Here is a 25,494-nt window from a genome sequence, read left to right on the forward strand (position 1 = left end):
CGCGGCGCTCGCCGTCACGGTCGCGTTCGCCGTGGCGGCGGGCGTCGCCGTCACCCAGAACGACTCCGGTGACGACAGCCCCGTCAGTCAGGTCTCCGCGGAAGCGAAGACGAAGGCCGCGACGGTGCTCACGCAGCCGTACACCAAGCCCGATCTCGTGCTGACCGACACCAGCGGCAAGAAGTTCGACCTGCGCGAGCGGACCAAGGGTCGGCCGACGCTGATCTACTTCGGCTACACGCACTGCCCCGACGTCTGCCCCCTGACGATGAGCAACCTCTCCATCGCCAAGAAGCAGCTGCCCGAGGCCGACCAGGAAAAGCTCCAGGTCGTCTTCGTCACCACCGACCCGGAGCGGGACACCGCGGCCGAGCTCGCCAAATGGCTGCCCAGCGCGGGTGACCCGTCCTTCATCGGACTGACCGGCGACTTCCCGACCATCCAGGCGGGAGCGCGTCAGATCGGCATCGGCATCGACGCCCCGAAGAAGGAGAAGAACGGCACCGTCGTGTCCATGCACGGCGCCCAGGTCGTCGCCTTCTCCCCGAAGACGGACCAGGGCTACGTGCTGTACGGCGAGGACACCACGGCGGACGAATGGGCGGCGGACCTGCCGAAGCTGATCAAGGGCGAGAAGCCGTGACCCGACGCGTCCGTACCGCCGTCGCCGCCGTCGGGCTGGGCGTGGGCCTGGCCCTCGCGGGCTGCTCGTCCGACAGCGGGCCCGAGTTGAAGGTCAGTGGCGGCTTCGTGCCGCAGCCCGTCGGCGACATGGCCGCCGGATTCCTGACCGTCGAGAACGACGGCGGCAGCGCGGACACGCTCACCTCGGTCACCAGCACCATCTCCGACGACGTCACGATCCACGAGACGAAGAACCAGAAGATGCGGGAGGTGAAGTCCTTCGACATCCCGGCCGGCGGCGAGCTCGACCTCGAACGTGGTGGCAACCACATCATGTTCATGGCCCTCAAGCAGCAGCCGAAGCAGGGCGAGAAGGTCTCCGTCGAGCTGCACTTCGAGAAGTCGGACCCGATCAAGGTCGAGCTCCCCGTGAAGGAGACCACCCACAACCCGCAGAAGCACTGAGCATCGAGGGACTGATCAGATGATGACAGCCACCGCCCCGCGCTTCGGACGGTTCCCGGTCCGGGTGCTGCTCGCCGTGACCGTGCTGGTGGGCACGGTTCTCGGCGCGCTGCTGGCCGGCGCGAGCCCAGCGGCGGCCCACGCCGCGCTGACCGGGAGCAACCCGAAGGACGGGGCGGTGGTGGCCACCGCGCCGAAGGAGGTCACCCTGACCTTCTCCGAACAGATCGCCATGGGCGACGACTCGATCCGGGTCCTGGAGCCGAGCGGCAAGCGCGCCGACACCGCCAAGGTCCGCGATCTCGGCACCGGGGGCACCGTCGCCTACGGTGTCGATCTCCACGCCGGCCTGCCCGACGGCACGTACACCGTCGCCTGGAAGGCCGTCTCCGCCGACAGCCATCCGGTCTCCGGGGCCTTCACCTTCTCCATCGGCGCTCCTTCCAGCACCACGGTCGCGTTGCCCGACGAGCAGGCCGGAGGCGGGATCGTCGGCTTCCTGTACGGCGTCGCACGCTACGTCGCGTACGCCGGTTTCGTCCTGCTCGCCGGCGGTGCGGCCTTCGTGCTGCTGTGCTGGCAGCGCGGTGCGGCGGTACGGCCGGTGCAGCGCCTGGTCGTGCACGGCTGGGTGGCCATGACGGCGTCCACCCTCGCCATGCTGCTGCTGCGAGGGCCTTACACCGCCTCCGGCAGCCTTGGCGACGTCCTCGATCTCGGGGCGCTGCCCGCGGTTCTCGAGACCAAGACCGGGGCGGCTCTCGTCTCACGGCTGCTGCTCCTCGGGGCGGCCGCACTGTTCGTGGCCGTCCTCTTCGGCGCGTTCGCGAAGCGCGAGGACGGGGCCGAGAAGAAGGACCTGAGCTTCGGGCTCGCCATCGGCGGCACGGTCGTCGCGGCCGGCATCGCCGCGACCTGGGCGCTGTCCGAGCACGCGTCGACCGGGATCCAGTCGGCCGTCGCGATGCCCGTCGACGTGCTGCACCTGCTGGCCGTCGCCGTCTGGCTCGGCGGCCTCGCCACGCTGCTGACCGCTCTCTACCGGTCGGCGGCGGTGGAACGCCGCGCGGTCCGGCGGTTCTCCACCGTCGCCTTCACCAGCGTCGTGGTGCTGGCCGCGACCGGGCTGTACCAGTCGTGGCGGCAGGTCGGCTCGTGGTCGGCGCTGACCGGGACGACGTACGGGCAACTGCTGCTGCTCAAGGTGGGACTCGTCGCCGTCATGGTCGGCGTCGCGTGGATCTCCCGGCGCTGGACGGCGCAGCTCGCCGACGTCGCGGAGGCCGAGCAGGTGTCCGGGATCGCGGAGGCCGAAGAGACAGCGGAGAAGGACGAGGACGCGGGCGCGTCCGCCGATCCCGCGCGTGAGGCCCAGCTCGCCCGGCAGAGGGCCGCCGTGGCGACGGCCGAGCGCAAGCGGAACCGGGACGCCGACCACGAGCGTTCCGGACTGCGCCGTTCCGTGCTGGCGGAAACAGGCGTCGCGGTGGTCTTGCTCGCTGTGACGACCGTGCTCACCTCCACCGAGCCGGGCCGTACGGAGGAGACCGCCAAGGCCGGCGCCGCACAGGCCGCGCCCGCCGCGCCGGCGGGGCCGACAGAGGTCAGGATGCCGTTCGACACGGGCGGCCCCAGCGGCAAGGGAACGGTGCGCCTCAGCCTGGACCCGGCGCTCTCCGGCGCCAACGACATGCACGTGTGGATCGAGTCGCCGGACGGCAAGGCCCTGGACGCCCCGGAGGTGAAGATCTCCTTCACCCTGAAGTCCAAGGAGATCGGCCCGCTGCCCATCACCCCGGACCGCATCACCGCGGGACACTGGACCGCGAGCGCCGTCCAGATCCCGATGCCGGGCGACTGGCAGGTCAAGGTGACCGTGCGGACCTCGGACATCGACCAGACGACCATCGACAAGAACATCAAGATCGGCTGAACCACCGTGACACCCCTGACTCCCGCGAGCGGCGCCTCCTCCGGCCACGACGGCATCTCCAGACGACGACTGCTCGGCACGGCGGGCGCCGTCGGTGCGACCGGTCTCGTGCTGGGCGCGGCGGGCGGCGCCGCGGCGTACGCCGTGGCCGAGGAGAGCCCCACGGCGCTCGCCACGGTCGGGTCCACGGGCATCGCCTTCCACGACCGCCCGCACCAGGCGGGCATCACCGAACCACAGCAGGCGCACGGTCATCTGGTCGCCTTCGACCTTGCGCCCGGTGCCGGGCGCAAGGAGGCCGCGGCGCTGATGCGGCGCTGGTCGGCCCTGGCCGCCGAACTGATGGCCGGCCGGCCCGCCGGCGACGGTGACACGGGCGTCGCGCTGGACGCGGGACCGTCCTCGCTGACCGTCACCTTCGGGTTCGGCCGCTCCTTCTTCGACCGAACGTCCCTGGTGGGGCAGCGGCCGCCGGGTCTCGACCCGCTGCCGGCGTTCTCCTCGGACCAGTTGGACGCGGGACGTTCCAACGGCGATCTCTGGGTGCAGATCGGGGCCAACGACGCTCTCGTCGCCTTCCACGCGTTGCGCGCGATCCAGAAGGCGTCGGGTGCGGCGGCCCGGGTGCGCTGGCAGATGAACGGCTTCAACCGTTCGCCCGGCGCGACCGCGCAGCCGATGACCGCCCGCAATCTGATGGGACAGGTCGACGGCACCGGAAACCCCAAGCCGTCGGAACCCGACTTCGAGCAGCGGCTCTTCGTACCGTCCGGCAGCGACCATCCGTGGCTGGACGGCGGGTCGTACGCCGTGGTGCGCCGCATCCGGATGCTGCTCGACGACTGGGAGAAGCTCTCGCTCCGCCAGCAGGAGCGGGTCATCGGACGGCGGAAGTCGGACGGCGCCCCGCTGACCGGCGGCACGGAGACCACGGAACTCGCCCTCGACGAGACAGGGCCCGACGGAAAGCTGGTCGTGCCGGAGAACGCGCACGCCCGTATCTCCGCGCCGGAGCAGAACGGCGGCGCCGCGATGCTGCGCCGGCCCTTCTCCTTCCACGACGGGATCGGCCCGGACGGGACCCCCGACGCCGGGCTGCTCTTCATCTGCTGGCAGGCCGACCCGCTGCGCGGCTTCGTGCCGGTGCAGCGCAAGCTGGACCGGGGCGATGCCCTCTCGGCGTTCATCCGGCACGAGGCGAGCGGACTGTTCGCCGTGCCGGCGGCGCCGAAGAGGGGCGAGTACGTGGGGCAGCGGTTGCTGGAGACGTGAGGCGCGGTTCCGCGGCCCATTAGGGTGACGGTATGTCGGCCACGCGCTTCACATATCTCGGTCCCGAGGGCACCTTCACCGAAGCCGCCCTGCGTACTCTCCCGGAAGCCGCGACCAGGGAACTCGTCCCGATGGTCTCCGTCCCCGCCGCGCTCGACGCCGTACGGGCCGGGGAGGCGGCGGCCGCTCTCGTACCGATCGAGAACTCCGTGGAGGGCGGCGTCACCGCCACGCTCGACGAGCTGGCCTCGGGCGAGCCGCTGATGATCTACCGCGAGGTGCTGCTGCCCATCGCCTTCGCGCTGCTGGTGCGGCCGGGGACGAAGCTCTCCGAGGTGAAGACGGTGACCGGCCACCCGGTCGCGCAGCCGCAGGTGCGGAACTGGCTGCGCAACAACCTCCCCGACGCGCTGTGGGAGTCGGCCGCCTCGAACGCCGACGGCGCCCGACTGGTGCAGGAAGGCCGCTACGACGCCGCCTTCGCCGGCGAGTTCGCGGCGGCCACGTACGGGCTCGAGCCCTTGGTCAGCGAGATCCACGACGCGGAGAACGCGGAGACGCGCTTCGTCCTCGTGGGGCGGCCGGCGAGGCCCTCGGCGCCGACGGGTGCCGACAAGACGTCCGTCGTCATCTGGCTGGGCGACGACCACCCCGGTGCGCTGCTGGAACTGCTCCAGGAGTTCGCCGTGCGCGGGGTCAACCTGATGCTGATCCAGTCGCGGCCGACGGGCGCCGGCATCGGCAACTACTGCTTCGCGGTCGACGCGGAAGGCCATATCGCGGACCGGCGGGTGGGCGAGGCCTTGATGGGGCTGAAGCGGATCTGTCCCAAGGTGCGCTTCCTCGGTTCCTATCCGAGAGCCGGTGTGACGGCGGACGACGTGCGACCGCTGCGTGCCGGTACATCGGACGTGGAGTTCACGGCCGCGTCGGACTGGCTGGCGCGCTGCCAGGACGGCCGCGCCTGAAGCGTCCTGCCCGTGAAGCGGCTGGTCCTACCTGCAGATTTTCGTTGTCCACAGAACTTGTCCACAGGCACGCTTCTCGACCTGGGGACAAGTCGACAACAGAACGTCACAGGGTCGACAAATCGGCCGACCCGCCCACTTCCGTCCACAGAGCACCAGGTCGGCCCCTGTCACCCAAATTCCATTGATCAACTCTTTGGGGCGAGGAATTCCCACCCGAATGAGTGCGTGAGGCCGGTTTGAGATGGGAATTCCCGGCCCCGTGGACGACCGCCGGAATGATCACTTTCGTAATCCACAGATCATGCACACAGGCTGTGGATAACTTTACGGGCCGGTGCATCCCTGTGGACAAACCCCTCCAGGAGCGGCCGCCGGGAGCGCGGGGGCAAAGCGGGAAGCACCCCCACGCACCCTTTCGGCGAAAGAGCCTCGATTGTTTGACGCTGCCGGATTTGTTTTCGCCGCACCTTTATTGATTCTGGCAACTGCTCACAATCCGGGCAAAGCGACACGCACCTAGATATCGGGTGGGGTGGGGCGAGTCGACACCGGTAGCCTGGTGGGGTGATTGACCTTCGCCTGCTCCGTGAGGACCCTGACCGTGTCCGCGCCTCCCAGCGCGCCCGTGGAGAGGACGTCGGCCTCGTCGATGCCCTGCTCTCCGCCGACGAGCGGCGAAGGTCCTCGGGCCTCCGCTTCGACGAGCTGCGCTCCGAGCAGAAGTCGCTCGGCAAGCTGATCTCCAAGGCCACCCCGGACGAGCGTGCCGAACTGCTCAAGAAGGCCGAGCAGCTCAAGAGCGACGTCAAGGCCGCAGAGGCCGAGCAGAACGACGCCGAGGAAGAGACCCGCCGCCTGCTGCTCCAGCTCGGCAACCTCGTCCACGAGGACGTCCCGGTCGGCGGCGAGGAGGACTTCGTCGTCCTCGAGACGCACGGCACCATCCGCGACTTCGGCGCGGAGGGCTTCACCCCCAAGGACCACCTGGAGCTCGGCGAGGCGCTCGGCGCCATCGACGTCGAGCGCGGTGCCAAGGTGTCCGGCTCGCGCTTCTACTACCTCACCGGTGTCGGCGCGCTTCTCGAGCTCGCCCTCGTCAACGCGGCGATCGCGCAGGCCACGGAGGCCGGCTTCATCCCGATGCTCACGCCCGCGCTGGTCCGCCCGCGCGCCATGGAGGGCACCGGGTTCCTCGGCCAGGCCTCGGAGAACGTGTACCACCTGGAGAAGGACGACTACTACCTGGTCGGCACGTCCGAAGTACCGCTCGCCGCGTACCACATGGACGAGATCCTCGACGCCGACAAGCTGCCGCTGCGGTACGCGGGCTTCTCGCCCTGCTTCCGCCGGGAGGCCGGCACCTACGGCAAGGACACCCGCGGCATCTTCCGCGTCCACCAGTTCGACAAGGTCGAGATGTTCTCGTACGTCGCGCCGGAGGACGCCGAGGCCGAGCACAAGCGCCTGCTGGACTGGGAGAAGCAGTGGCTGACCGCCCTGGAGCTGCCGTTCCAGGTGATCGACGTGGCGACCGGTGACCTGGGCGCGTCCGCGTCGCGCAAGTTCGACTGCGAGGCGTGGATCCCGACTCAGGGCAAGTACCGCGAGCTGACCTCCGCCTCGAACTGCGACGGCTTCCAGGCGCGCCGCCTCTCCGTGCGTATGCGCGAAGGCAAGAAGGTGCAGCCGCTGGCGACGCTGAACGGAACGCTGTGCGCCGTGCCGCGCACCATCGTGGCGATCCTCGAGAACCACCAGCTGGCCGACGGTTCCGTGCACGTTCCCGAGGTGCTGCGCCCGTATCTCGGTGGACGCGAACTGCTGGAGCCGATCTCCAAGTGAGCCCCGCCCCCTTCCCGTACAAGCTCGTCGCCACCGATCTCGACGGAACGCTGCTGCGTAGCGACGACACGGTCTCGCAGCGCACGCGCGACGCGCTCGCCGCGGTCACAGAGGCGGGCGCCGCGCACATCATCGTCACCGGTCGGGCGGTGCCGTGGACCCGGCACATCCTCGACGACCTCGGGTACGACGGTCTGGCGGTCTGCGGGCAGGGGGCGCAGGTCTACCACGCCGGCGAACACCGGCTGCTGACCTCCGTGACGCTCGACCGGCAGCTGGCCGGGCTCGCCCTGTCCAAGATCGAGGCCGAGGTGGGGCCGCTGCTGCTCGCCGCGAGCCGCGACGGACTCGAGGGCGACGTGCTGGTCGGCTCCGGTTACCGGGTGCTGGAGGGCCCCCTGCCCTACGTGCCCATGCACGACCCCGCCGACCTGTGGGCAGCACCGCTGAACAAGGTCTACATACAGCACCCGACGCTCGGCGACGACGAACTGGCGAAGGCAGCCAGGGCGACGGTCGGGAATCTGGTGGACGTGGTCATGGCCGGCGCGGGTGTCGTGGAGATCCTGCCGCTGGGGCTGAGCAAGGCCACCGGCCTGTCGCTGGCCGCCCGGCGGCTGGGACTGCGGGCGGCGGACACCATCGCCTTCGGTGACATGCCGAACGACATCCCGATGTTCGGCTGGGCGGCGCACGGTGTGGCGATGGCGAACGCGCACGACGAACTGAAGGCCGTGGCCCACGAGATCACCGCGTCGAACGACAACGACGGCATCGCGGTGGTGCTGGAGCATCTGCTCGCCGGCTGAGTGTCCGGGAGGGGGCGGCCCGCGCGGATGCGCGCTCGAAGCGGCCGCCCCCTGGGCGGCCGCCCGGCGGCCGTGCGGAGTGTGATGACTACTCCGCCGCCTGCCGGGTGCCGCCTCGACGGGAGCACGACGGACTCGGGCTCGAACCCTCGGTCATCGCCGCGCTCCTCTCCCGGTCGGTGGCGCCGGTCGCACAGATGTGCTGTCCCGGCCCCACAACTGTGCCGGGCCGGCCGGTCCGGCGCCACCGATTAATCAGCGGTGCCGGCGACGACGAAGATCCCGCAGCTGACGGGCGAAGTCGTCCATCCTGGCGTCCATCCGGGCCATGTCGTCGGACAGCTCGCACAGCCGGTTGCTCATCGCGGCGACGACCCGATTGGTGGCGTCGAGGCGGTGGTCGAGCCGGTCGAGCCGCTCGGACATCCGGTGGAGCACCGGACCCAGTTCCTGCAGGGCCGTGCCGACTCCGGCCAGGCACTGCTCGACCGCGGTGACCCGCCGGTCGAGCGAGGCGTAGCCCTCACGCAGGGACTCCTCGGCGTCGAGGAGGTGGGTGCGGACGCGGCGCGCGATGTCACTGTCACGCAGCAGCATCGCGACGTTGAGCACCGTCCGGCGGGTGAAGAGGGTGAGGCTGGAGCGGCGCTGTGGATAACTTTTCGCTCCGCCCTCGGATGAGAGTGACATCTTGTCACTCTGATATTCCCGCAGGTCAGAGCCGCGCAGCACCTGCATTCCGTTCTCTGTGAGCTCCTCGCGATGCCGTGACGTCACCTGCCTGATGACCTCTGTGGATACTTCGAAGTAGCGCGCGACGCCCTCTGTGGATACATGAATGCTGTCGGGCAGCAGGCCGAGAGCCTTCACCTTGTCCAGCGCCTCGATCCGCCCCGCGTGCTCGACGCGCATCGCGCGCGACTCGAGCAGAGCAACTTCCGTCGGCATGGGTATGCCTTCCGTTCGTGAAACCGTCAGGGACGGCCCTCTCCCCGGGCCCAGGAGCGGAGGTCGGCTCACGGTGCATCCCACTCAATGACCGGCCCGGGCGAGAACGTCGCCTCGGCACCGGCAATCCCCGACTTCACGAACCCTCGACGTCACGAACTCCAGTTGCCTCCACGCACGGTGGACAACGAGCCGATAACCGTACAGTTACGCGATATGCCTCGGCCCCCGCCGGAAGGGCAGGGGCCGGGGCCGGGATCGATCGCGGTCACTCCTCGCCGGCGAGCTTGAGCACCCGCAGCTTCTGGCCCGCGTACCAGGTCGCGGCCACCGTGACGCCCGCCAGCAGCGCCACCGCCGCGGGCAGGCCCACGTCGGAGCCGATCAGTCCTTCGCCGCCGATCTTCTCGGCGAGCGCCAGCGACCACTGCTGGACGCTCAGCGTCCGGGCGCCGGGCACCAGGCTGCCGAAGAGGGTCTCCCACACCAGGGCGTAGACGAGTCCGATGACCACCGCGTGCCGGCTCACCGTTCCCAGCAGCAGGAAGAGCGCGCTGTACGCGATCGACGCCACCAGGGCCGCCACGGTGTAGGCGATGGCCACCTGCTGGCCGTTGCCGTTCAGGATGAAGCCTGCGATGAACGTGGGCACCGCGGAGAAGGCCATCGTCACGGCGATCGCGACGATGAGTTTGGTGAAGATGATCGTCGGCCGCTTCACCGGCTTGGCGAGCAGGTAGACGATCGAGCCGTCGTCGATCTCGGGGCCGATCGACCCCGTACCGGCGATGACACCGATCAGCGGCACCATCGTGGCGATGGCGAACCCGCCGAGGACGTCTGCGGCGACCTGGTCGTCCGCCCCGTTGAAGCCTCGTACGGCGGCCGCGATGAGCAGCAGCAGTCCGGGGAGCACGAACAGGATCGCGGCTCGGCGCCTGCCGAGGACGGCCCGATAGGTGAGCCGGGCGACTGTGGGGTTGTACATGTCCGTCACAGCTCCTTTCAGGCCGCTACGAGGTAGGAGAAGACCGACTCGAGGGACTCGTCGGAGGGCGAGACCGTCAGCAGCCGGATGGAGTGCTCGCGGGCGACCTTCGGAAGGAGCTCGGTGAACCGGCCGAAGTCGACCGCCTGGATGCGCAGCGCGCCCTCTGCCAGGTCGACCTCGATCCCGGCGGTCGACGGGTCGGCGATCAGGGCGGCCGCGAGCGCCCGGTCGTCGCTGGAGCGCACCAGGTAGCGGTGCGGCCGGTCCGTCATCAGCCGGCGGATACGGCGGAAGTCACCGCTGGCCGCGTGGCGTCCGGCGACGATCACCTCGATGTGCGAGGCGAGTTGCTCCACCTCCTCCAGGATGTGCGAGGAGAACAGAACGGTGCGGCCCTCGGCGCCCATCCGCCGCAGCAGATCCATCAGCTGCATCCGCTGGCGCGGGTCCATGCCGTTGAACGGTTCATCGAGCAGCAGTACCGACGGGTCGTGCACCAGGGCGGAAGCCATCTTCACCCGCTGACGCATGCCCTTGCTGTACGTGGAGACCTTGCGGTCCTGCGCGTACTCCATCTCGACCGTGGCGAGCGCCCTTTGGGCCTCCTTCGCGCCCAGGCCGTGCAGTTCGGCGTTGGCGACCACGAACTCACGGCCGGTGAGGAAGTCGTACATCGCCTCCCGCTCCGGGACGACCCCGATCTGCCGGTACACGGACTCGTTCCGCCAGATCTGCGTCCCGTCGAGGGTGACGGTGCCGTTCGAGGGGGCGAGGAAGCCGCCCATCATGTTGATGAGGGTGGACTTTCCCGCGCCGTTGGGGCCGAGGAGGCCGGTGACACCGGGGCCGATGGTCATCGTCACGTCGTTGACGGCGACGACGTTGCCGAACCACCGCGATGTGTTGTCGATGCGAAGAGTGCTCATGGGCGCAGCGCATTCCTAGGAAGGGTGGTGGCGGGCGACGGTTCCGAGCTCACAGCCCGACCTTTCGGTAGCGGCGCATGAGGACGCCGTACGAACCGGCGATGAGCGCGAGGACGACGAGCAGGTAGACGACTCCGACGCCGGCGCCGGGTCCCTCGCCGCCGGGGAAGGCGGAGGTCGCGCCGAGGAAGGCGGTCTGCAGCCCGTCGATGAGCGTGACCGGTGAGAACAGGCCCAGCCACTGGATCACACCGGCGGAGCCCGTCTCCCAGGCGATGGCCTGAACGGTGGAGACCGCGCCGTAGGTGATCGTGAGCGTCGCGATCACGGCGGCGACGCCGAAGCCGCGGCGGGGGGTGAACGCGGCGAGCACGAGCCCGATCCCGCCGAAGAGGACGGAGAGCACAGCCACGGAGACCAGTCCCTGCGCGAAGCCCTTCGTCTGGTCGGCGAAGTCGAACTCCGCCAGCAGCGCTCCCGCATAGAGGATCACCAGCGGTGCGGCGGTGAGCACGAAGACGGCGGAGGCCATGGCGGCGTACTTGGCGAGGACGTAGTCGACGCGCTCGATCGGCCGTGAGAAGTACAGCGGTACGGACTTGAAACGCAGATCGCGGGAGACGGACTGCGGTGCCTGCGAGGCCAGGAACAGCGCGATCAGCGCCTGCATGATGATCGCGTACCGCGTGTACTTCAGCGGCAGGTCGGACATGTTGGGGGTGGCGACGGCCACCGCCACGATGATCGCCGCGACCATGCACATGATGCCGAGCAGGATCATCGGCAGCACCTTGGACTTGGCCGAGCGGCCGAGACCGAAGGCGCCGCGCAGCGACTGCGAGTAGAGGGAGCGGCGCGCGTAGGCGCGGCCGAGGCGGGGGCCGTCGTAGTTGCGGTATCCGATGTTGTGGATCCGCGTCGTGCCGGGGACCTGGCCGCCGTGGGTCTGGGTGCTCATCAGGCCTGCACCTCCATGGCCTTGGCGGCCTCAGGGCGGAAGACCTCCGCGATGTGGTGGCGTCGCTGTTCCATGCGCACGAGGCCGAGGCCGAGCTCGGCGACGGCGTCGCGCACGGTGTCGTACGTCTCCTCGCCGGCCGCCTCGAGCAGGAGGATGTGGCCGGCGCCGGGCAGCCCGTCCTCCGTGCGGTCGTGCAGCTTGAGCCCGGCTGTGGTGAGGGCCGCACGGAGCGCTGCCGTGCCGTCGGGGTGTGCGTCGGTGTCGGTGACCTCGACCGCGAGGGTGGTCGTCGTCTGCGTGAACTCCTTGGTGGAGCTGGAGCGCAGCAGGGTGCCGCCGTCGACGACGACGACATGGTCGCAGGTGCGCTCGAGCTCTCCGAGGAGATGGGAGGTGACCAGGACCGAGATGCCGAAGTCGGTGTGGACGCGCCGGATCAGGCCCAGCATCTCGTCGCGGCCGACAGGGTCGAGACCGTTGGTCGGCTCGTCGAGCAGGACCAGCTTCGGGTCGTGGACGAGGGCCTGCGCGAGCTTCACCCGCTGCTTCATGCCGGTCGAGTAACCGCCGATGGGGCGGTACCGCTCCTCGTACAGGCCGACGTGGCGCAGTGTGTCCGCGGTGCGTTCTCGTGCGGCGGTCGGGGGGAGGCCGGACATGCGCGCCATGTGGACGACGAACTCCGTGGCGGAGACGTCCGGCGGCAGGCAGTCGTGCTCGGGCATGTAGCCCACCTGCTCGCGGATACGGGCGCCGTCGGTGGCGACGTCCAGGCCGAGCACGGCGGCACGGCCCTCCGTGGCGGGGGACAGACCCAGCAGGATCTTGATCAACGTGGACTTGCCGGCTCCGTTGGCGCCCACCAGGCCGGTCACACCGGGGCCGATGTCCAAGGAGAGCCGGTCAAGCGCGGTCACCCTGGGGAACCGCTTGCTCAGGCTTTCGGTCGCGATCACAGTCACGTTTCGAAGGTAGTGGCGTACGGCACGTCTGACGTCAGCCTCGCGGCTCTATCCGTCTCCGACTCAAGAGGTACAGGCCCGTAAGGGCTGTCCGACCTTGGTGGACGCGCTTCTCGGGGCCGGGAGCCGGTGCTCGGGGTTTTCCACAGGAGCCGCACGCCCCTTGACGCAGCCGCGAGGCATTGTCACATTCATCAGTGGCAGGTTACGGCGCGTGCCACCGGGAGGACGGACGGTGGCAGGGGGATCCGTGGGTCCGTCGACCGCGAGGCGTCACGGCTCCGACCCCTGGCGGGGCGCCTTTCCGGCCGGACGATGCCCGGGTGCGGAGACTGTGCCGACGAGAGGAACGTTGAGCGTGCGAGGACTGCCGACGGCGCGTGAGCGCCGGATCAGTACGGGAGGGATCGAGCTGTGCGTCGCCGAGCTCGGCGACACGTCACGGCCGACCGTGGTGCTCGTCCACGGCTATCCCGACAGCAAGGAGGTCTGGTCGGAGGTCGCGACCCGCCTCGCCGAACGCTTCCATGTGGTGCTGTACGACGTCCGTGGACACGGCCGCTCCACCGCCCCGGTCCCGTTGCGCGGCGGATTCACCCTGGAGAAGCTGACGGACGACTTCCTGGCGGTCGCCGACACCGTGAGCCCGGACCGGCCCGTGCACCTGGTGGGACACGACTGGGGATCCGTCCAGGCGTGGGAGTTCGTCACGGTCGGGCGCACCGAGGGCCGTATCGCTTCCTTCACCTCCATGTCGGGCCCGTCCCTGGACCATTTCGGCCACTGGATCAAACGGCGGACGGTCCGTCCGACCCCCAGGAGGGTCGGACAGCTGCTCGGCCAGGGTGCCAAGTCCTGGTACGTGTACCTGCTGCACACTCCGGTACTGCCCGAGCTCGCCTGGCGCGGCCCGCTGGGCAAGTACTGGCCGGGGATTCTGCAGCGGGTCGAGAAGGTGCCCGCGGGCGACTACCCGACGGCGTCACTGCCGCAGGACGCCGCACGCGGCGCCTGGCTCTACCGCGACAACGTCCGCGCGCGGCTGCGCCGTCCACGCGCCGACGCCCACGCCCACGCCCCGGTCCAGCTGATCACTCCGACCGGCGACGCGTTCCTCTCCGAGCGGCTGTACGACGATCTCGACGAATGGGTACCGCGGTTGACCCGCCGTTCGCTCGTGGCCAAGCACTGGGTGCCCCGGACGCGACCCGATCAACTCGCCGCCTGGATCGCCGACTTCGCCGAGGCCCACGAGGAGGGTGCCGGTGGGCCCGGCAGGCAGCAGAGGCAGGCGCCGGTAGCGGGCCCGTACGCGGAACACTTCGCCGGCCGGCTGGTCCTGGTGACCGGGGCCGCCAGCGGCATCGGCCGGGCCACGGCCCTCGCCTTCGCGGCGGCCGGGGCACGCGTCGTGGCCGCGGACCGGGACGCCGCAGGAGCAGCCGGAACGGCGGAGACGTGCCTGCTCAGGGGCGCCCCGGACGCCTGGGCCGAGGTGGTGGACGTCAGCGACGAACAGGCCATGGAGGAGTTGGCCGAGAAGGTGGCCGCCGAGTACGGCATCGTCGATGTGCTGGTCAACAACGCCGGGATCGGGCTCTCCGGCCCCTTCCTTGACACGAGCTCCGACGACTGGAAGAGGGTCCTGGACGTCAACTTGTGGGGAGTGATCCACGGTTGCCGGATCTTCGGCGGTCAGATGGCCGAGCGCGGCCAGGGTGGCCACATAGTCAACACCGCCTCCGCCGCCGCCTATCTGCCGTCCAGGGCGCTGCCCGCGTACAGCACCTCGAAGGCGGCGGTGCTGATGCTCAGTGAGTGCCTGCGCGCCGAACTGGCCGGCCGGGACATCGGAGTCACCGCGGTCTGTCCCGGGATCGTCAACACCAACATCACCGCCACGGCCCGCTTCGCGGGGGTGGACGAGAGGGAGGAGAAGCGGCGGCAGCAGAAGACTGCTCGGCTGTACGGGCTGCGCAACTACCCTCCGGAGAAGGTCGCGGAGGCCATCCTGCGCGCGGTGGTGCGGAACCAGGCCGTCGTGCCGGTCACCCCGGAGGCCCGTGGCGCTCGTCTGCTGTCACGCGTCTCGCCGGGGCTGCTGCGCGCGTTCGCCAGAATCAGGCCGCGGCTTTGATACTTGCCGTCGGCCGTAGTTGAGGGAGCGGGTTTGCCGGAACAGTCAGCAGCCGAATACCGGATCGAGGACCTGGCGCACCGGAGCGGGGCCACGGTCCGGACCATCCGCGCCTACCAGGACCGCGGGCTGCTGCCCAGGCCGGAGCGCCGGGGCCGTTCCAACGTGTACGGCCCCGCGCACCTCGACCGCCTGCACCAGATCTCGGACCTCCTCGACCGGGGCTACACGCTGTCCTCCATCAAGGAGCTTCTCGACGCCTGGGACACCGGTCGCGGTCTCGGTGGAGTGCTCGGTCTGGTGGCCGAGGTGCAGGGTCCGTGGACCGACGAGGAAGTCGCGCGGATCTCCCGCGCGGAGCTGGAGCGACGGTTCGGCGGGGTTCCTGACGAGAACGCTCTCGCGGAAGCGGTGGCGCTCGGCGTACTGGAACCGGTTCCCGGCAACGAGGATGAATTCCTCGTGCCCAGTCCCCAAGAACTGGCTGTCGCTGCCGAGTTGCACGCGGCGGGCGTTCCGCTGACCGCAATATCCGGGCATCTCAAGGAGGTTCGGCAACAGGTCGAGCACATCGCCTCCAGGTTCCTGGAGTTCACGACGGAACACGTCTTCGCGCGGTTCCTGGAGCACGGTCCGCCGACCGACGCCGATGCGACGGAGGCAGCGGCGCTGGTGCGGCGGCTGCGCCCTCTCGCCCAGCAGACGATCGACGCCGAACTCGCGCGCGCCATGCGGACTTTCGCCACTCGCCACCTCCGGCAGCACCTCATGTCCGACGCGCCGCCGAAGGTGGAGGAGCACACGACAGTCGCCCTCCCGGCCGACACGATGCAGGCCGTTCGGCGGTTGGTTGGCGCGGCCGACGCCGCGGCCTTCGTGCACGCGGCCACCGAACGGGAGCTGCACAACAGAACATTGGACACATTGGTGTCAAATCGCCCAAGTGAGGGGCAGATTGGTCAAATGGACTGAAGCGTCACGCCCGTTGTCCACAGAATCGCCAATTACCTTGTGGATAAGTGGAGTTGGTTGTGGATCAAACCTCGGTGCCGAAATTTTCTCAGTGGCGTCAGCGACATCCCAACGGGCACGCTGGCGACATGAACCCCACATCTGAGACAAGCGGGTCAGAGCCGCCCGACGAGAGACGCACCGTCAAGGTGTCGAAGTACCTCTCGAAGCATCTGCGTCACCAACCGGACCGGATCGGCATCACCCTTGACGCCAACGGCTGGGTGGAGATCGACGAGCTGATGCGGGCCGCGTCCGAGCACGGCTTCCCTTTCACCCGTGCCGAGCTCGAACATGTCGTCGCCGTCAACGACAAACGCCGCTTCACCATCGACGGCCCGATGATCCGCGCCAATCAGGGCCACACCGTCGCCGTCGATCTCGACCTGCCCGCCGCGGAGCCGCCTGAGTACCTGTACCACGGGACCGTCTCCCGCAACCTGGACGCGATCCGCGCGGACGGCCTGCTGCCCATGGCCCGCCACGACGTGCACCTCTCGCCCGACCGGGAAACGGCGACCCGGGTGGGCGCCCGGCGCGGCCGCCCCGTCGTCCTCTCCGTCCACGCGGGAGAGATGCACCGGGCCGGCCATGTCTTCCGGGTGAGCGCCAACGGCGTCTGGCTCACCGCTTCCGTACCGCCCCGGTACATCCGCTTCCCCGACGCCCGGCGCCCCTGAGGGCAGCGGCGGCCACGCCCGCGTCAGCCGCCCAGCTGGGCCGGCGCCTCCGTCGCGATCCGCTCGAAGACCGCCTGGTCGGCGGCGAAGTCCGAGTCGGGGATCGGGGCGTGGACGACGATCTCGGTGAACCCGAGCTCGATGTGCTTGCCCGCGAAGTCCACGAACGCGTCCAGCGACTCGAGCGGACGCCCGCGGTCGGGGGTGAAGCCGGTGAGCAGGATCTTGTCCAGCTCCGCCACGTTCCGGCCGGTGTCGGCACATGCCTTGGCGAGCTTGTCGATCTGGCCGCCGATGGCTTCCAGGGACTGCTCGGGGGTGCCCGTCTCGAACAGCTTCGGGTCTCCCGTGGTCACCCATGCCTGCCCGTACCGTGCCGCGAGCTTCAGCCCGCGCGGACCGGTCGCGGCGATCGCGAACGGCAGCCGGGGCCGCTGCACGCACCCGGGGATGTTCCTGGCCTCCACCGCCGAATAGAAGGCGCCCTCGTGCGTCACGGAGCCCTCGGTCAGCAGCCGGTCGAGCAGCGGCACGAACTCGGCGAAGCGGTCCGCCCGCTCCCGCGGCGTCCACGCCTCCTGCCCCAGGGCGGTGGCGTCGAAGCCCGTTCCGCCCGCACCGATCCCCAGGGTGATCCGCCCGTCCGAGATGTCGTCCAGCGAGATCAGATCCTTCGCCAGGGTCACCGGATGCCGGAAGTTCGGCGAGGTGACCAGCGTTCCGAGGCGCAGCCGCTCGGTCGCCGCGGCAGCGGCGGTCAGCGTCGGAACGGCTCCGTACCAGGGACCGTCACGGAAGGTCCGCCACGAAAGGTGATCGTAGGTGTACGCGGTGTGGAAGCCGAGCTGCTCGGCGCGCAGCCACTCGTCACGGCCACCGCTCCGCCAGGGGCGGACGGGGAGTATCACAGTGCTCAGACGCATGCCCCCGAGCCTACGCGGCCGGACCGGTTTGCCGATGTCCACTCAAATGTGCGCCCTCTCGCACGCCCGTGCACCCGGTACGGGAGAATGGATCGGTGACCTCAGCTACCGATCCCCGCCGCCTGCCCGCCACCACACCCCGGCTGATCGCCACCGACCTCGACGGCACGCTGCTGCGTGACGACAAGTCGGTCTCCGACCGTACGATCGCCGCACTCGCGGCCGCCGAGGAGGCAGGGATCGAGGTCTTCTTCGTCACCGGCAGGCCCGCCCGCTGGATGGACGTCGTCAGCGCCCACGTCCACGGCCACGGTCTCGCCATCTGCGCGAACGGCGCCGCGGTGGTCGACCTGCATGCCGGCGGCAAGATGCTGGAGGTCCGCGACCTGCCCCGGGCCGCGGCCCTGGAAGTGGTGCGGACGCTGCGCACGACCGCCCCCGGCACGTCCTTCGCGGTCGAGCTGACCACGGGCATCCACTACGAGCCCGACTATCCGCCCTTCCATCTCGACCCCGGGGCGACCATCGCCCCCGCGGAGAAGCTGCTCCACGAGGAGGAGCCGGGCGAGGGCGCCCCCGTGCTCAAGCTGCTCGCCCACCATCCGGAGCTCCTCCCGGACGGCTTCCTCACCCTGGCCCGTACGGCAGCGGGTGGCGTCGCGTCGTTCACCCGCTCCAGCCCGACCGCGCTCCTGGAGGTCAGCGGACCGGGCGTGAGCAAGGCCAGCACCCTGGCGCTGTGCTGCGCACAGCGGGGCATCTCCTCCGACGAGGTGGTGGCGTTCGGTGACATGCCGAACGATGTGGAGATGCTGACCTGGGCCGGGACCTCCTACGCCATGGGCAACGCGCATCCCGACGTGATCGCGGCCGCCTCCGGGCGCACGGTCGCCAACAACGACGACGGTGTCGCGGTGGTCATCGAGGAGATCCTTGCCCGGCGCTCGGAGCAGCTCTGACACGGTCCCTGCCGTGCCGCCCCCGGGGTGTGCCGAGCGGACGCGGACGTCGTGCGCGACTCCCGTCAGAGGATCACACCGCGCTCGCGCAGCCAGACGGCCGGATCCACACCGGACCCCAGATACGGCGTGAGCCGCACCTCGAAGTGCAGGTGCGGCCCCGTCGAATTTCCCGTCGTACCCGCCTGACCGATCCACTGGCCGGTGTCCACCCGCTGGCCCTGGTCGACAGTGACCCCCGCCAGGTGCGCGTACTGCGAGTAGTAGCCGTCGGAATGCTGCACCAGCACCTCGATGCCGAAGGCCCCGCCGCACGACACCGAGGCCACCCGTCCGGCACCGACCGAGCGCACCGGAGCGCCGATGTCGACGGCGAAGTCCTGGCCCGTGTGCCGGCTTGCCCACCGTTCGCCGGCGCCGCCGAAACCGGCGGACAGCGCGTAGTTCTCCACGGGTGCCACCCAGTCGGGGCCCCGCGGTGCCCTGCCCGGCTGCTCGATGCGCACGGCCCCTGCACACCTGCCCGCCGCCACGCTGCGGTCCGCCTCTGCCTGGAGCTGCCACTGCGCGGACTCCAGCTTCGTCTCGATGCCGCGCTTGACGGCTGCCAGCCGCGCGTTGCGCGCGTCGAGGTTCTGCCACGCGGCACGGGCGCTCGTCTCCGCGGCGACGAGATCGCGCTCCGCCGTCCGCTCACGGTCCAAGAGCCGGCTGACGGCCTTCTCGGCCCGGGCGGCGATCCGGTAGCCGCGCAGCAGCGCATCCGGGTCGTCGGCGAGCAGGAGACGGCCGGCGTGGGCGAGGGAACCGCCGGTGCGGTACTGCTCCCGGGCGACGGCGCCGATGGCGTCGTGGATGACGCCGAGCCGTTCCCGTTGTCGGGTGACCCTGTCCTCGAGCCGATCAGCCGTGGCGCGCTGCCGCTCTGCGGCGCGCCTGCCCTGTTCGTACTGCTCCGTCGCCTTGGCCGCCTCCGTGAACAGCCGTGCCACTTCGGCGCCTACCGGTGGCGCCGGGCCGTCGGGCGCCACGGCTGCGGATGCCGGCGTGCCGAGGAGCGTGCACAGCATCACCGGGACGATCAGAAACCGGTCGCGGTGTCTCGAGCTCATTGACGGATCGTCACCCGGAAAGGGCGGGATGCCGGGGACCGGAGCGGTGTCGTACGGCCGGCTGGCCCAGTCACAGCCGCAACACGGGCGACAATCGGGGCGCGGCCCCTCCCGTGGGGGCAGGCCGGACGGGGACGGCCCGACCTCCTACGGCGAAGCCTCCGAACAGGCGTCCCGTGTCGCTCCACGCCCGGCGCATGACCGGTCCGTCCTCGCCGGCCCGGCCCAGGTGGGTCCGGGCCCGGTCGAACCCAGGTCGGTCCAAGGCCGGGACCAGGCCCGGGCCAGGACCGCCCTCGTCGGGTCGGCCCCACAGGTTCAGGCCCGTTTCGGACCCAAGTCGGTCCAAGGCCGGACCAGGCCGGGGCCAGGACCGTCGCGTCGGCCCCACAGGTTCAGGCCCGTGTCCGGCTCCGGTCGGCACAAGGCGGGACCAGGCCTGGTCGGAGCGCGTCAGGCCCAGGCCCCGGCGGGTCCACGACCGCGCAGGAACACGAACTTCCAAGTCCGGGCCGGACCCGGGTGGACCCAAGGCCGGGAACCCGGGCCCGGCCGTCCCGGGCCAGGACCAGGCCCCGGTCAGGCGCCGGTCGGTGGTGGCCGGAGCTGTCCGGCCGGCGCGGGACGCAGCGGCGCCTCCCACGTGACGGTGGTTCCGGCCCCGTCATGGCCGATGCCGGGGCCGTAGCGGCTCGATCCGCCGAGGGATTCCGCCCGCCGCGCGAGGTTGCGCAGTCCGCTGCGCCTGCCGCCGGGCGGCATTCCGACGCCGTCGTCGGCCACCGTGAGGCGTACGCCATCGGTGCCGTCGGGGAACCACACGGTCACGTCGACGACGACCTCGATACGGGAGGCACGCGCATGGCGGAAGGCGTTGGAGAGCGCCTCCCGCAGCGCGGCCACCAGGTTCTTCCCGGTCAGTTCGCCGACCGCCCGGTCGACGGGTCCGACGAAGCTGTGGCCAGGCTGGAAACCCAGCGGCACGGCCGCCATGTTGATCTCCCGCATCACGCGGGTGCGCAGGCCCGACGGTGCTTCCGCCGCCCCCTGCTGGAGGGCGAAGACAGCGGTCCGGATCTCCTGGATGGTCACGTCGAGTTCGTCGACGGCCCTGCCGATTCCGTCGTGCACCGCGGGATCGGCGGACCCGCGTTGTGCGCTCTCGAGCATCATGCCGGTGGCGAAGAGCCGCTGGACGACGAGGTCGTGCAGATCGCGGGCGATCCGGTCCCGGTCCTCGAGCACCGCCAGCCGCTCCCGGTCCCGCTGGGCCTCCGCCATCATCAGGGCCAGCGCGGCCTGCGAGGCGAACCGGGTGGCGAGCGTGCGCTCGGCCTCGGTGAACGGGGGCGCTCCGGCCTCCCGCGGTGTGGCGAGTGCGCCGAGCACGCGTCCGCCGCTCTGCAGCGGCAGCATCATGCTCGGTCCGTACCGGTGGGCCACCCTGGTGAGCATCCGTGGGTCGGTGGCCGCGTCCGTGGCGAACACGGCCTGGCCCGCGAGGAGCTTGGCCACGACGGGGCTGTCCGCGGGGATCACCACGCCGAGCGAGGCGGCGGGCCGGTCCGCGGAGACGGCGACGACCTCGAGACCGCCGTCCTGGGTGGTCAGCAGCACAATGCCCGCGGCCGAGTCGGCGAGGTGGCGCGCCTGTTCGGCGACGACGGAGAGCGCGTCGTCCGCGTCGCTTCCCGAGAGCAGCGCGGTGGTGACGGCCACCGACCCGTCGATCCACCGCTCGCGCCGGCGGGCCGCCTCGTACAGCCGGGCGTTGCCGATCGCGATCCCCGCCTCGGCGGCGAGCAGTCTGACCATGTGGAGGTCATCGATGTCGAACGAGCCTCCGTCGGCCTTCTCCGTCAGGTACAGATTGCCGAAGATCTCGTCCTCGACGCGGATGGGTACCCCGATGAAGGACCGCATCGGCGGATGGCCGGGGGGAAATCCGGTGGCCCTGGGGTCGGCCGTCAGGTCGGTGAGCCGTACCGGTGCGGGCTCGCGGACCAGCGCGCCCAGCAGCCCTCGCCGGCCGTCGGGCCGGTGCCCGATCCGCCGCGCCACCTCCTCGTCCACGCCGCACGTCACGAAGTCGGTGAGGTCCTGCCCCTGCGCGTCGAAGACGCCGATCGCCGCGTAGCGGGCGTCCGCCAGTCCGGCGGCGGTCCGGCAGATCCGGTCGAGCGTCCCGTGCAGTTCCAATCCGGTGCCGACCGACCGCATGGCCTCCAGGAGCTGCGGCACCCGGGCGGTGACCTCCGCGGACAGCACCGGACGGACAGGGGCCTCCCGGGCCGCGGCATCGGATGGGCCCTGCGGTTCGGAGGCGGTCATGTCCCGAGACTAATTAGTCCTATTTGACAGGGAAAGTCGGGTGCCGATCCGGTCGGTGGCCTGCTCGCGTTCGAGCATCGTCCGCAGCGGTCCTTCGATCGCGGCAAGGTCCTCGTACGTCCCTCGCTGGACCGCACGTCCGGACTCCAGCACCACGATCTCGTCGACTGCCTCCAGGCCGCGCAGCCGATGGGTGATGAGTACGGCCGCCGGCGCCGTCGCGGTGACGGCCGGCCCCGTCCCGTCCTCGGCCGGGGCGGTTGTCGCCCCTTGGATGCCTCCCGGACGCGTCGCGTGCCTTTCCGTCGCCGCCAGCAGGTCGGCGGTGAGCGCGTCGGCCGTCGCCAGGTCGAGATGCTCGGCGGGCTCGTCCAGTACGAGTACGGGGAAGGCGGCGAGGAGCGCCCGCGCCAGGGCCAGCCTCTGACGCTGACCTCCGGAGAGCCGGGCGCCGTGCTCCCCGACGAGGGTGTCGAGTCCGTCGGGGAGGGCATCGACCCACTCCAGCAGGCGGGCGTCGTCGAGCGCTCTCCTCAGCTCCTCCTCCGTCGCGTCGGGGCGGGCGAGCCTGAGGTTCTCGCGTACGGAACTGTCGAAGAGGTGGGCGTCCTGGGCGCACAGCCCAACGAACCGCCGCACGGCGTCGCCTTCCATCTCAGCGGCGGGCACACCGCCGAGGGTGTACGTCCCCGATCCGGCGTCCAGGAACCGGAGCAGCACCTGCGCGAGCGTCGTCTTCCCCGAACCGGAGACACCGACGACGGCGACGCGCTTCCCGGGGGTCAGCGTCAGGTCGAACCCACTCAGCGCGTCCCGCCGCCGGCCCGCGTACCGGGCGCCGATCCCGCGGAGCTCCAGCGGAAAGGCCGTGGCGGGCGGGGCCGCCGGCTCGGCGGGCTCCCGTACGGGAACGGGCGTGTCGATGACCTCGTACACCCGTTCCGCGCTGCGTGCGACCCGCCGCCGGTACTGCACCGCGAGAGGCAGGACGGAGACCGCTTCGAAGGCGGCGAGCGGTGTGAGCACGACGACCGCCAGGCTGGTCCCGTCGAGACGCCCCGCCGCCACCGCCTGTACACCGACGAGTGCGGCACCCACCACGGTCAGGGAGCAGACGAGGGCGGAGAGCCCACCTCCGAGCGCGGTGGCGGCGGACTGGCGTGCCGCGATGCGGGTCAGTGCCCGGTCGGCGTCGCGCGCCGCCGAGAGACGCCGAGGCAACGCGCCGGCGACGGTCAGTTCGGCCGTTCCCCGCAGCAGATCGACGACCCTGGTCGCCAGGAGGCCGCGGGCCGGGGCGAGTTGCTGTTCGGCACGCCGGGCGATCGTTCCGCTGATCAGCGGGACGCCCACTCCGGCCACGAGCAGCCCGACGGCGAGGACCAGGCCGGCCTCGGGCAGCAGCCAGGCGGTGAAACCGACCGATCCCACGCCGACCACTACGGCCGTTCCGGCAGGCAGCAGCCACCGCAGCCAGTAGTCCTGCAGCGCGTCCACGTCGGCGACGAGCCGGGACAACAGGTCACCGCGCCTTGTCCGGCCGAGTCCGGCGGGCGCGATCCGTTCGAGCCTGCGGTACACCGCGACGCGCATCTCGGCCAGCATCCGAAGTACGGCGTCGTGGGACACGAGCCGCTCCGCGTAGCGGAAGACGGCCCGACCGATGCCGAAGGCCCGGGTGGCCGTCACGGCCACCATCAGGTGAAGCACCGGAGGCTGTTCGGACGCACGGGAGATGAGCCATCCCGACACGGCCATGAGCCCGACCGCCGAGCCGAGAGCGAGACTGCCCAGCAGCAGGGCCAGTACGAGCCGTCCGCGCAGGTGACGCGCGGCCTCCCGTACGCGTACCAGCGGCTGACGTGCCTGCGTGCCCGGAGCCCGGGCCGGGGCCGGACCTTCCGACGACGTCGGATCGGCCGCACTCACTCCCGCCGCCCCCTTGCCCGCCGGCACCGCCGGTGCACCGGGTTCTGCCTCCCGCGGGGCTGCCGGCCGGGAGAGTGTGACGACCCGGTCCGCCACCGCCAGGAGCGCCGGGCGGTGTACGACGAGCATCACGGTCCGCCCCTCGGCCAGCCGCCCCACCGCCTCGACGATGCCTTCCTCTGTGGCCCCGTCCAGCGCGGCCGTCGGCTCGTCGAGCAGCAGCAGCGGCCTGTCCGCGAGGAAGGCCCTTGCCAGCGCCAGCCGTTGCCGCTGGCCGGCGGAGAGACCGGCGCCGTCCTCGCCGATCAGCGTGTCCGGCCCTTGGGGAAGGGCGGCGACGAATTCGTACGCCCCCGCCTCCCGCAACGCCCCCATGACGGCCGCGTCGTCCGCGTCCGGCCTCGCGAGCCGCACGTTCTCCGCGATCGTTCCGGCGAAGAGGTATGGCAGCTGGGGAACCCACGCGATCTGCCGCCTCCACCCTTCCATGTCCAGATCAGCCAGATCCGTGCCACCGACGCGTACGCGCCCTTCTGCCGGGTCCACGAAGCCCAGCAGCACATCGAGCAGGGTGGATTTTCCGACGCCGCTCTCCCCGACAATGGCGACCGTCTCACCCGGCTCCACCACGAGCGACGTACGGCACAACGATGCTTCGCCACGGCCCTGGTGGCGAACCGTCACCCCGTCGACCTCCAGCCGGAGTGCGGCCGGAACGGGAGCTCCGCCGCCCCGCCGCGGTACGGTCTCGAGCACGTCGAAGATCTCCTCCGCCGCGGAGAGTCCCTCTGCGGCGGCGTGGAACTGGGCACCCACCTGCCGGATCGGCAGATACGCCTCCGGCGCGAGGATGAGGATCACCAGTCCCGTGTACAGATCCAGATCGCCGTGGACCAGCCGCATGCCGATCCCGACGGCCACCAGGGCCACCGACAGCGTCGACAGCAGCTCCAGCGCGAAGGACGACAGGAAGGCGATCCGCAGTGTCCGCATGGTCGCCCGGCGGTACTGGGTGGTGATGGCCCGGATGGACTCGGCCTGCGCCTTTGCCCGTCCGAACACCTTCAGTGTCGGCAGCCCCGCGACCACGTCCAGGAAGTGGCCGGAGAGCCGGGACAGCAGCCGCCACTGGCGGTCCATGCTCGACTGGGTCGCCCAGCCGATCAGCACCATGAAGGCCGGGATCAGCGGCAGCGTCACCACGATGATCGCGGCCGAGACCCAGTCCTCCGTCACGATCCGGGCGAGCACGGCGACAGGCACCACGACCGCGAGCCCCAGTTGGGGCAGGTAGCGCGAGAAGTAGTCGTCCAGCGCATCGACGCCTCGCGTGGCCAGCGCGACGAGCGATCCCGTGTTCTGCCCGCTCAGCCGACCGGGCCCCAGCTCGGCGGCCCGCTCCAAGAGCCGGCGCCGGAGCTCGGACTTCACGGCGGCGCTCGCGCGGTGGGCGGCCAGCTCGGTCAGCCAGGAAACGGCCGCACGTCCGACCGCCACCGCCGCCAGCAGCACCAGCGGTGTGCCCAGCTCCGAGGCGGACAGCCCTCGCTGGAACGCTCCCACCACCACCTCGGCGACGAGCATCGCCTGGGCGATGACCAGGACCGCTCCGGCGATCCCGAGCACCACTACTGCGGCCAGGAAGCGGCGGGTCGCGTGCGCGTACCGAAGCAGCCGCGGGTCGATCGGTTTCACGTGAAACATCCCC

Annotated in this window: 20 protein-coding genes; 11 read left to right on the top strand and 9 right to left on the bottom strand. The window is 70.7% G+C overall.

Going from position 1 to position 25,494, the window contains the following annotated elements; genetic code table 11:
- From ACWGH4_RS01885 to ACWGH4_RS01915, 7 genes are all read left to right on the top strand, one after another.
- Nucleotides 1–643 (top strand): SCO family protein (locus ACWGH4_RS01885; RefSeq protein ID WP_453454450.1); only part of this gene is annotated, 643 nt, incomplete at its 5' end.
- Nucleotides 598–1,089, top strand: coding sequence for a copper chaperone PCu(A)C (locus tag ACWGH4_RS01890; protein WP_453454451.1), 492 nt, complete (start codon nucleotides 598–600; stop codon nucleotides 1,087–1,089). The genes ACWGH4_RS01885 and ACWGH4_RS01890, both read left to right, overlap by 46 nt.
- A 22-nt stretch (nucleotides 1,090–1,111) precedes the next feature.
- Nucleotides 1,112–3,022: a copper resistance protein CopC gene (locus ACWGH4_RS01895; RefSeq protein WP_453454501.1), complete on the top strand. Its 1,911-nt coding sequence runs from the start codon at nucleotides 1,112–1,114 to the stop codon at nucleotides 3,020–3,022.
- Nucleotides 3,023–3,028: 6 nt separating this feature from the next.
- Nucleotides 3,029–4,294: an iron uptake transporter deferrochelatase/peroxidase subunit gene (gene efeB / locus ACWGH4_RS01900; protein ID WP_453454453.1), complete on the top strand. Its 1,266-nt coding sequence runs from the start codon at nucleotides 3,029–3,031 to the stop codon at nucleotides 4,292–4,294.
- A 32-nt stretch (nucleotides 4,295–4,326) separates the two neighbouring features.
- Nucleotides 4,327–5,262, top strand: a complete 936-nt coding sequence (gene pheA / locus ACWGH4_RS01905) for a prephenate dehydratase (protein WP_441263275.1) — start codon at nucleotides 4,327–4,329, stop codon at nucleotides 5,260–5,262.
- A 567-nt stretch (nucleotides 5,263–5,829) separates the two neighbouring features.
- Nucleotides 5,830–7,107, top strand: coding sequence for a serine--tRNA ligase (gene serS, locus ACWGH4_RS01910; RefSeq protein ID WP_453454455.1), 1,278 nt, complete (start codon nucleotides 5,830–5,832; stop codon nucleotides 7,105–7,107).
- Nucleotides 7,104–7,916, top strand: coding sequence for an HAD family hydrolase (locus tag ACWGH4_RS01915; protein WP_453454457.1), 813 nt, complete (start codon nucleotides 7,104–7,106; stop codon nucleotides 7,914–7,916). The genes serS and ACWGH4_RS01915 overlap by 4 nt, the downstream gene beginning before the upstream one ends.
- Before the next feature lie 255 nt (nucleotides 7,917–8,171).
- Here ACWGH4_RS01915 and ACWGH4_RS01920 read toward each other — a convergent pair whose 3' ends face one another.
- From ACWGH4_RS01920 to ACWGH4_RS01940, 5 genes are all read right to left on the bottom strand, one after another.
- The gene (locus ACWGH4_RS01920; protein ID WP_441263278.1) at nucleotides 8,172–8,864 is read right to left on the bottom strand and encodes a hypothetical protein; all 693 of its coding nucleotides are present in this window, start codon (nucleotides 8,862–8,864) and stop codon (nucleotides 8,172–8,174) included.
- Between the two features lie 268 nt (nucleotides 8,865–9,132).
- Complete coding sequence (locus tag ACWGH4_RS01925; RefSeq protein WP_159689993.1) at nucleotides 9,133–9,852, bottom strand: ABC transporter permease; 720 nt, start codon at nucleotides 9,850–9,852, stop codon at nucleotides 9,133–9,135.
- 17 nt (nucleotides 9,853–9,869) lie between these two features.
- Complete coding sequence (locus ACWGH4_RS01930) at nucleotides 9,870–10,781, bottom strand: ABC transporter ATP-binding protein (RefSeq protein WP_453454460.1); 912 nt, start codon at nucleotides 10,779–10,781, stop codon at nucleotides 9,870–9,872.
- A gap of 49 nt (nucleotides 10,782–10,830) precedes the next feature.
- Nucleotides 10,831–11,739 carry an ABC transporter permease gene (locus ACWGH4_RS01935; RefSeq protein ID WP_453454462.1) on the bottom strand — a complete coding sequence of 303 codons (909 nt, stop codon included), beginning with the start codon at nucleotides 11,737–11,739 and terminating at the stop codon, nucleotides 10,831–10,833.
- A complete protein-coding gene (locus ACWGH4_RS01940) occupies nucleotides 11,739–12,698 on the bottom strand; it encodes an ABC transporter ATP-binding protein (RefSeq protein WP_453454503.1) in 960 nt (319 codons plus the stop codon). The genes ACWGH4_RS01935 and ACWGH4_RS01940 overlap by 1 nt, the downstream gene beginning before the upstream one ends.
- A gap of 358 nt (nucleotides 12,699–13,056) precedes the next feature.
- Here ACWGH4_RS01940 and ACWGH4_RS01945 point away from each other — a divergent pair, with 358 nt between their 5' ends.
- From ACWGH4_RS01945 to ACWGH4_RS01955, 3 genes are all read left to right on the top strand, one after another.
- On the top strand, nucleotides 13,057–14,841 hold the full coding sequence (locus ACWGH4_RS01945) for an SDR family oxidoreductase (protein ID WP_453454463.1): 1,785 nt from the start codon (nucleotides 13,057–13,059) through the stop codon (nucleotides 14,839–14,841).
- A gap of 3 nt (nucleotides 14,842–14,844) precedes the next feature.
- Entirely contained in the window at nucleotides 14,845–15,813 is a 969-nt protein-coding gene (locus ACWGH4_RS01950) for a MerR family transcriptional regulator (RefSeq protein WP_453454464.1), read from the top strand.
- A 128-nt stretch (nucleotides 15,814–15,941) separates the two neighbouring features.
- On the top strand, nucleotides 15,942–16,532 hold the full coding sequence (locus ACWGH4_RS01955) for an RNA 2'-phosphotransferase (protein WP_453454466.1): 591 nt from the start codon (nucleotides 15,942–15,944) through the stop codon (nucleotides 16,530–16,532).
- Between the two features lie 23 nt (nucleotides 16,533–16,555).
- Here ACWGH4_RS01955 and ACWGH4_RS01960 read toward each other — a convergent pair whose 3' ends face one another.
- Nucleotides 16,556–17,455, bottom strand: a complete 900-nt coding sequence (locus ACWGH4_RS01960; RefSeq protein ID WP_453454468.1) for an LLM class flavin-dependent oxidoreductase — start codon at nucleotides 17,453–17,455, stop codon at nucleotides 16,556–16,558.
- Between the two features lie 95 nt (nucleotides 17,456–17,550).
- On the opposite strand from ACWGH4_RS01960, the gene ACWGH4_RS01965 reads away from it, so the two are divergent.
- Entirely contained in the window at nucleotides 17,551–18,414 is an 864-nt protein-coding gene (locus tag ACWGH4_RS01965; RefSeq protein WP_453454470.1) for a Cof-type HAD-IIB family hydrolase, read from the top strand.
- Between the two features lie 65 nt (nucleotides 18,415–18,479).
- Here ACWGH4_RS01965 and ACWGH4_RS01970 read toward each other — a convergent pair whose 3' ends face one another.
- The 3 genes from ACWGH4_RS01970 to cydD all read right to left on the bottom strand — a co-directional run bounded on the left by ACWGH4_RS01970 (nucleotide 18,480) and on the right by cydD (nucleotide 25,490).
- Nucleotides 18,480–19,526, bottom strand: a complete 1,047-nt coding sequence (locus ACWGH4_RS01970) for a peptidoglycan DD-metalloendopeptidase family protein (protein WP_453454472.1) — start codon at nucleotides 19,524–19,526, stop codon at nucleotides 18,480–18,482.
- A 579-nt stretch (nucleotides 19,527–20,105) separates the two neighbouring features.
- Nucleotides 20,106–21,857 carry a GAF domain-containing protein gene (locus ACWGH4_RS01975; protein ID WP_453454473.1) on the bottom strand — a complete coding sequence of 584 codons (1,752 nt, stop codon included), beginning with the start codon at nucleotides 21,855–21,857 and terminating at the stop codon, nucleotides 20,106–20,108.
- A 9-nt stretch (nucleotides 21,858–21,866) separates the two neighbouring features.
- Nucleotides 21,867–25,490: a thiol reductant ABC exporter subunit CydD gene (cydD, locus tag ACWGH4_RS01980; RefSeq protein WP_453454475.1), complete on the bottom strand. Its 3,624-nt coding sequence runs from the start codon at nucleotides 25,488–25,490 to the stop codon at nucleotides 21,867–21,869.
- Between the last annotated feature and the right edge of the window lie 4 nt (nucleotides 25,491–25,494).

This window comes from Streptomyces sp. NPDC054847 (assembly GCF_053610925.1).

Coding starts and splice junctions, on each gene's coding strand:
- ACWGH4_RS01930 (WP_453454460.1), bottom strand. CDS start 10,781: ATGAGCACTCTTCGCATCGACAACACATCGCGGTGGTTCGGCAACGTC.
- ACWGH4_RS01955 (WP_453454466.1), top strand. CDS start 15,942: ATGAACCCCACATCTGAGACAAGCGGGTCAGAGCCGCCCGACGAGAGA.
- ACWGH4_RS01890 (WP_453454451.1), top strand. CDS start 598: ATGGGCGGCGGACCTGCCGAAGCTGATCAAGGGCGAGAAGCCGTGACC.
- ACWGH4_RS01925 (WP_159689993.1), bottom strand. CDS start 9,852: ATGTACAACCCCACAGTCGCCCGGCTCACCTATCGGGCCGTCCTCGGC.
- ACWGH4_RS01895 (WP_453454501.1), top strand. CDS start 1,112: ATGACAGCCACCGCCCCGCGCTTCGGACGGTTCCCGGTCCGGGTGCTG.
- ACWGH4_RS01920 (WP_441263278.1), bottom strand. CDS start 8,864: ATGCCGACGGAAGTTGCTCTGCTCGAGTCGCGCGCGATGCGCGTCGAG.
- ACWGH4_RS01960 (WP_453454468.1), bottom strand. CDS start 17,455: ATGCGTCTGAGCACTGTGATACTCCCCGTCCGCCCCTGGCGGAGCGGT.
- ACWGH4_RS01970 (WP_453454472.1), bottom strand. CDS start 19,526: ATGAGCTCGAGACACCGCGACCGGTTTCTGATCGTCCCGGTGATGCTG.
- pheA (WP_441263275.1), top strand. CDS start 4,327: ATGTCGGCCACGCGCTTCACATATCTCGGTCCCGAGGGCACCTTCACC.
- ACWGH4_RS01975 (WP_453454473.1), bottom strand. CDS start 21,857: ATGACCGCCTCCGAACCGCAGGGCCCATCCGATGCCGCGGCCCGGGAG.
- cydD (WP_453454475.1), bottom strand. CDS start 25,490: ATGTTTCACGTGAAACCGATCGACCCGCGGCTGCTTCGGTACGCGCAC.
- ACWGH4_RS01935 (WP_453454462.1), bottom strand. CDS start 11,739: ATGAGCACCCAGACCCACGGCGGCCAGGTCCCCGGCACGACGCGGATC.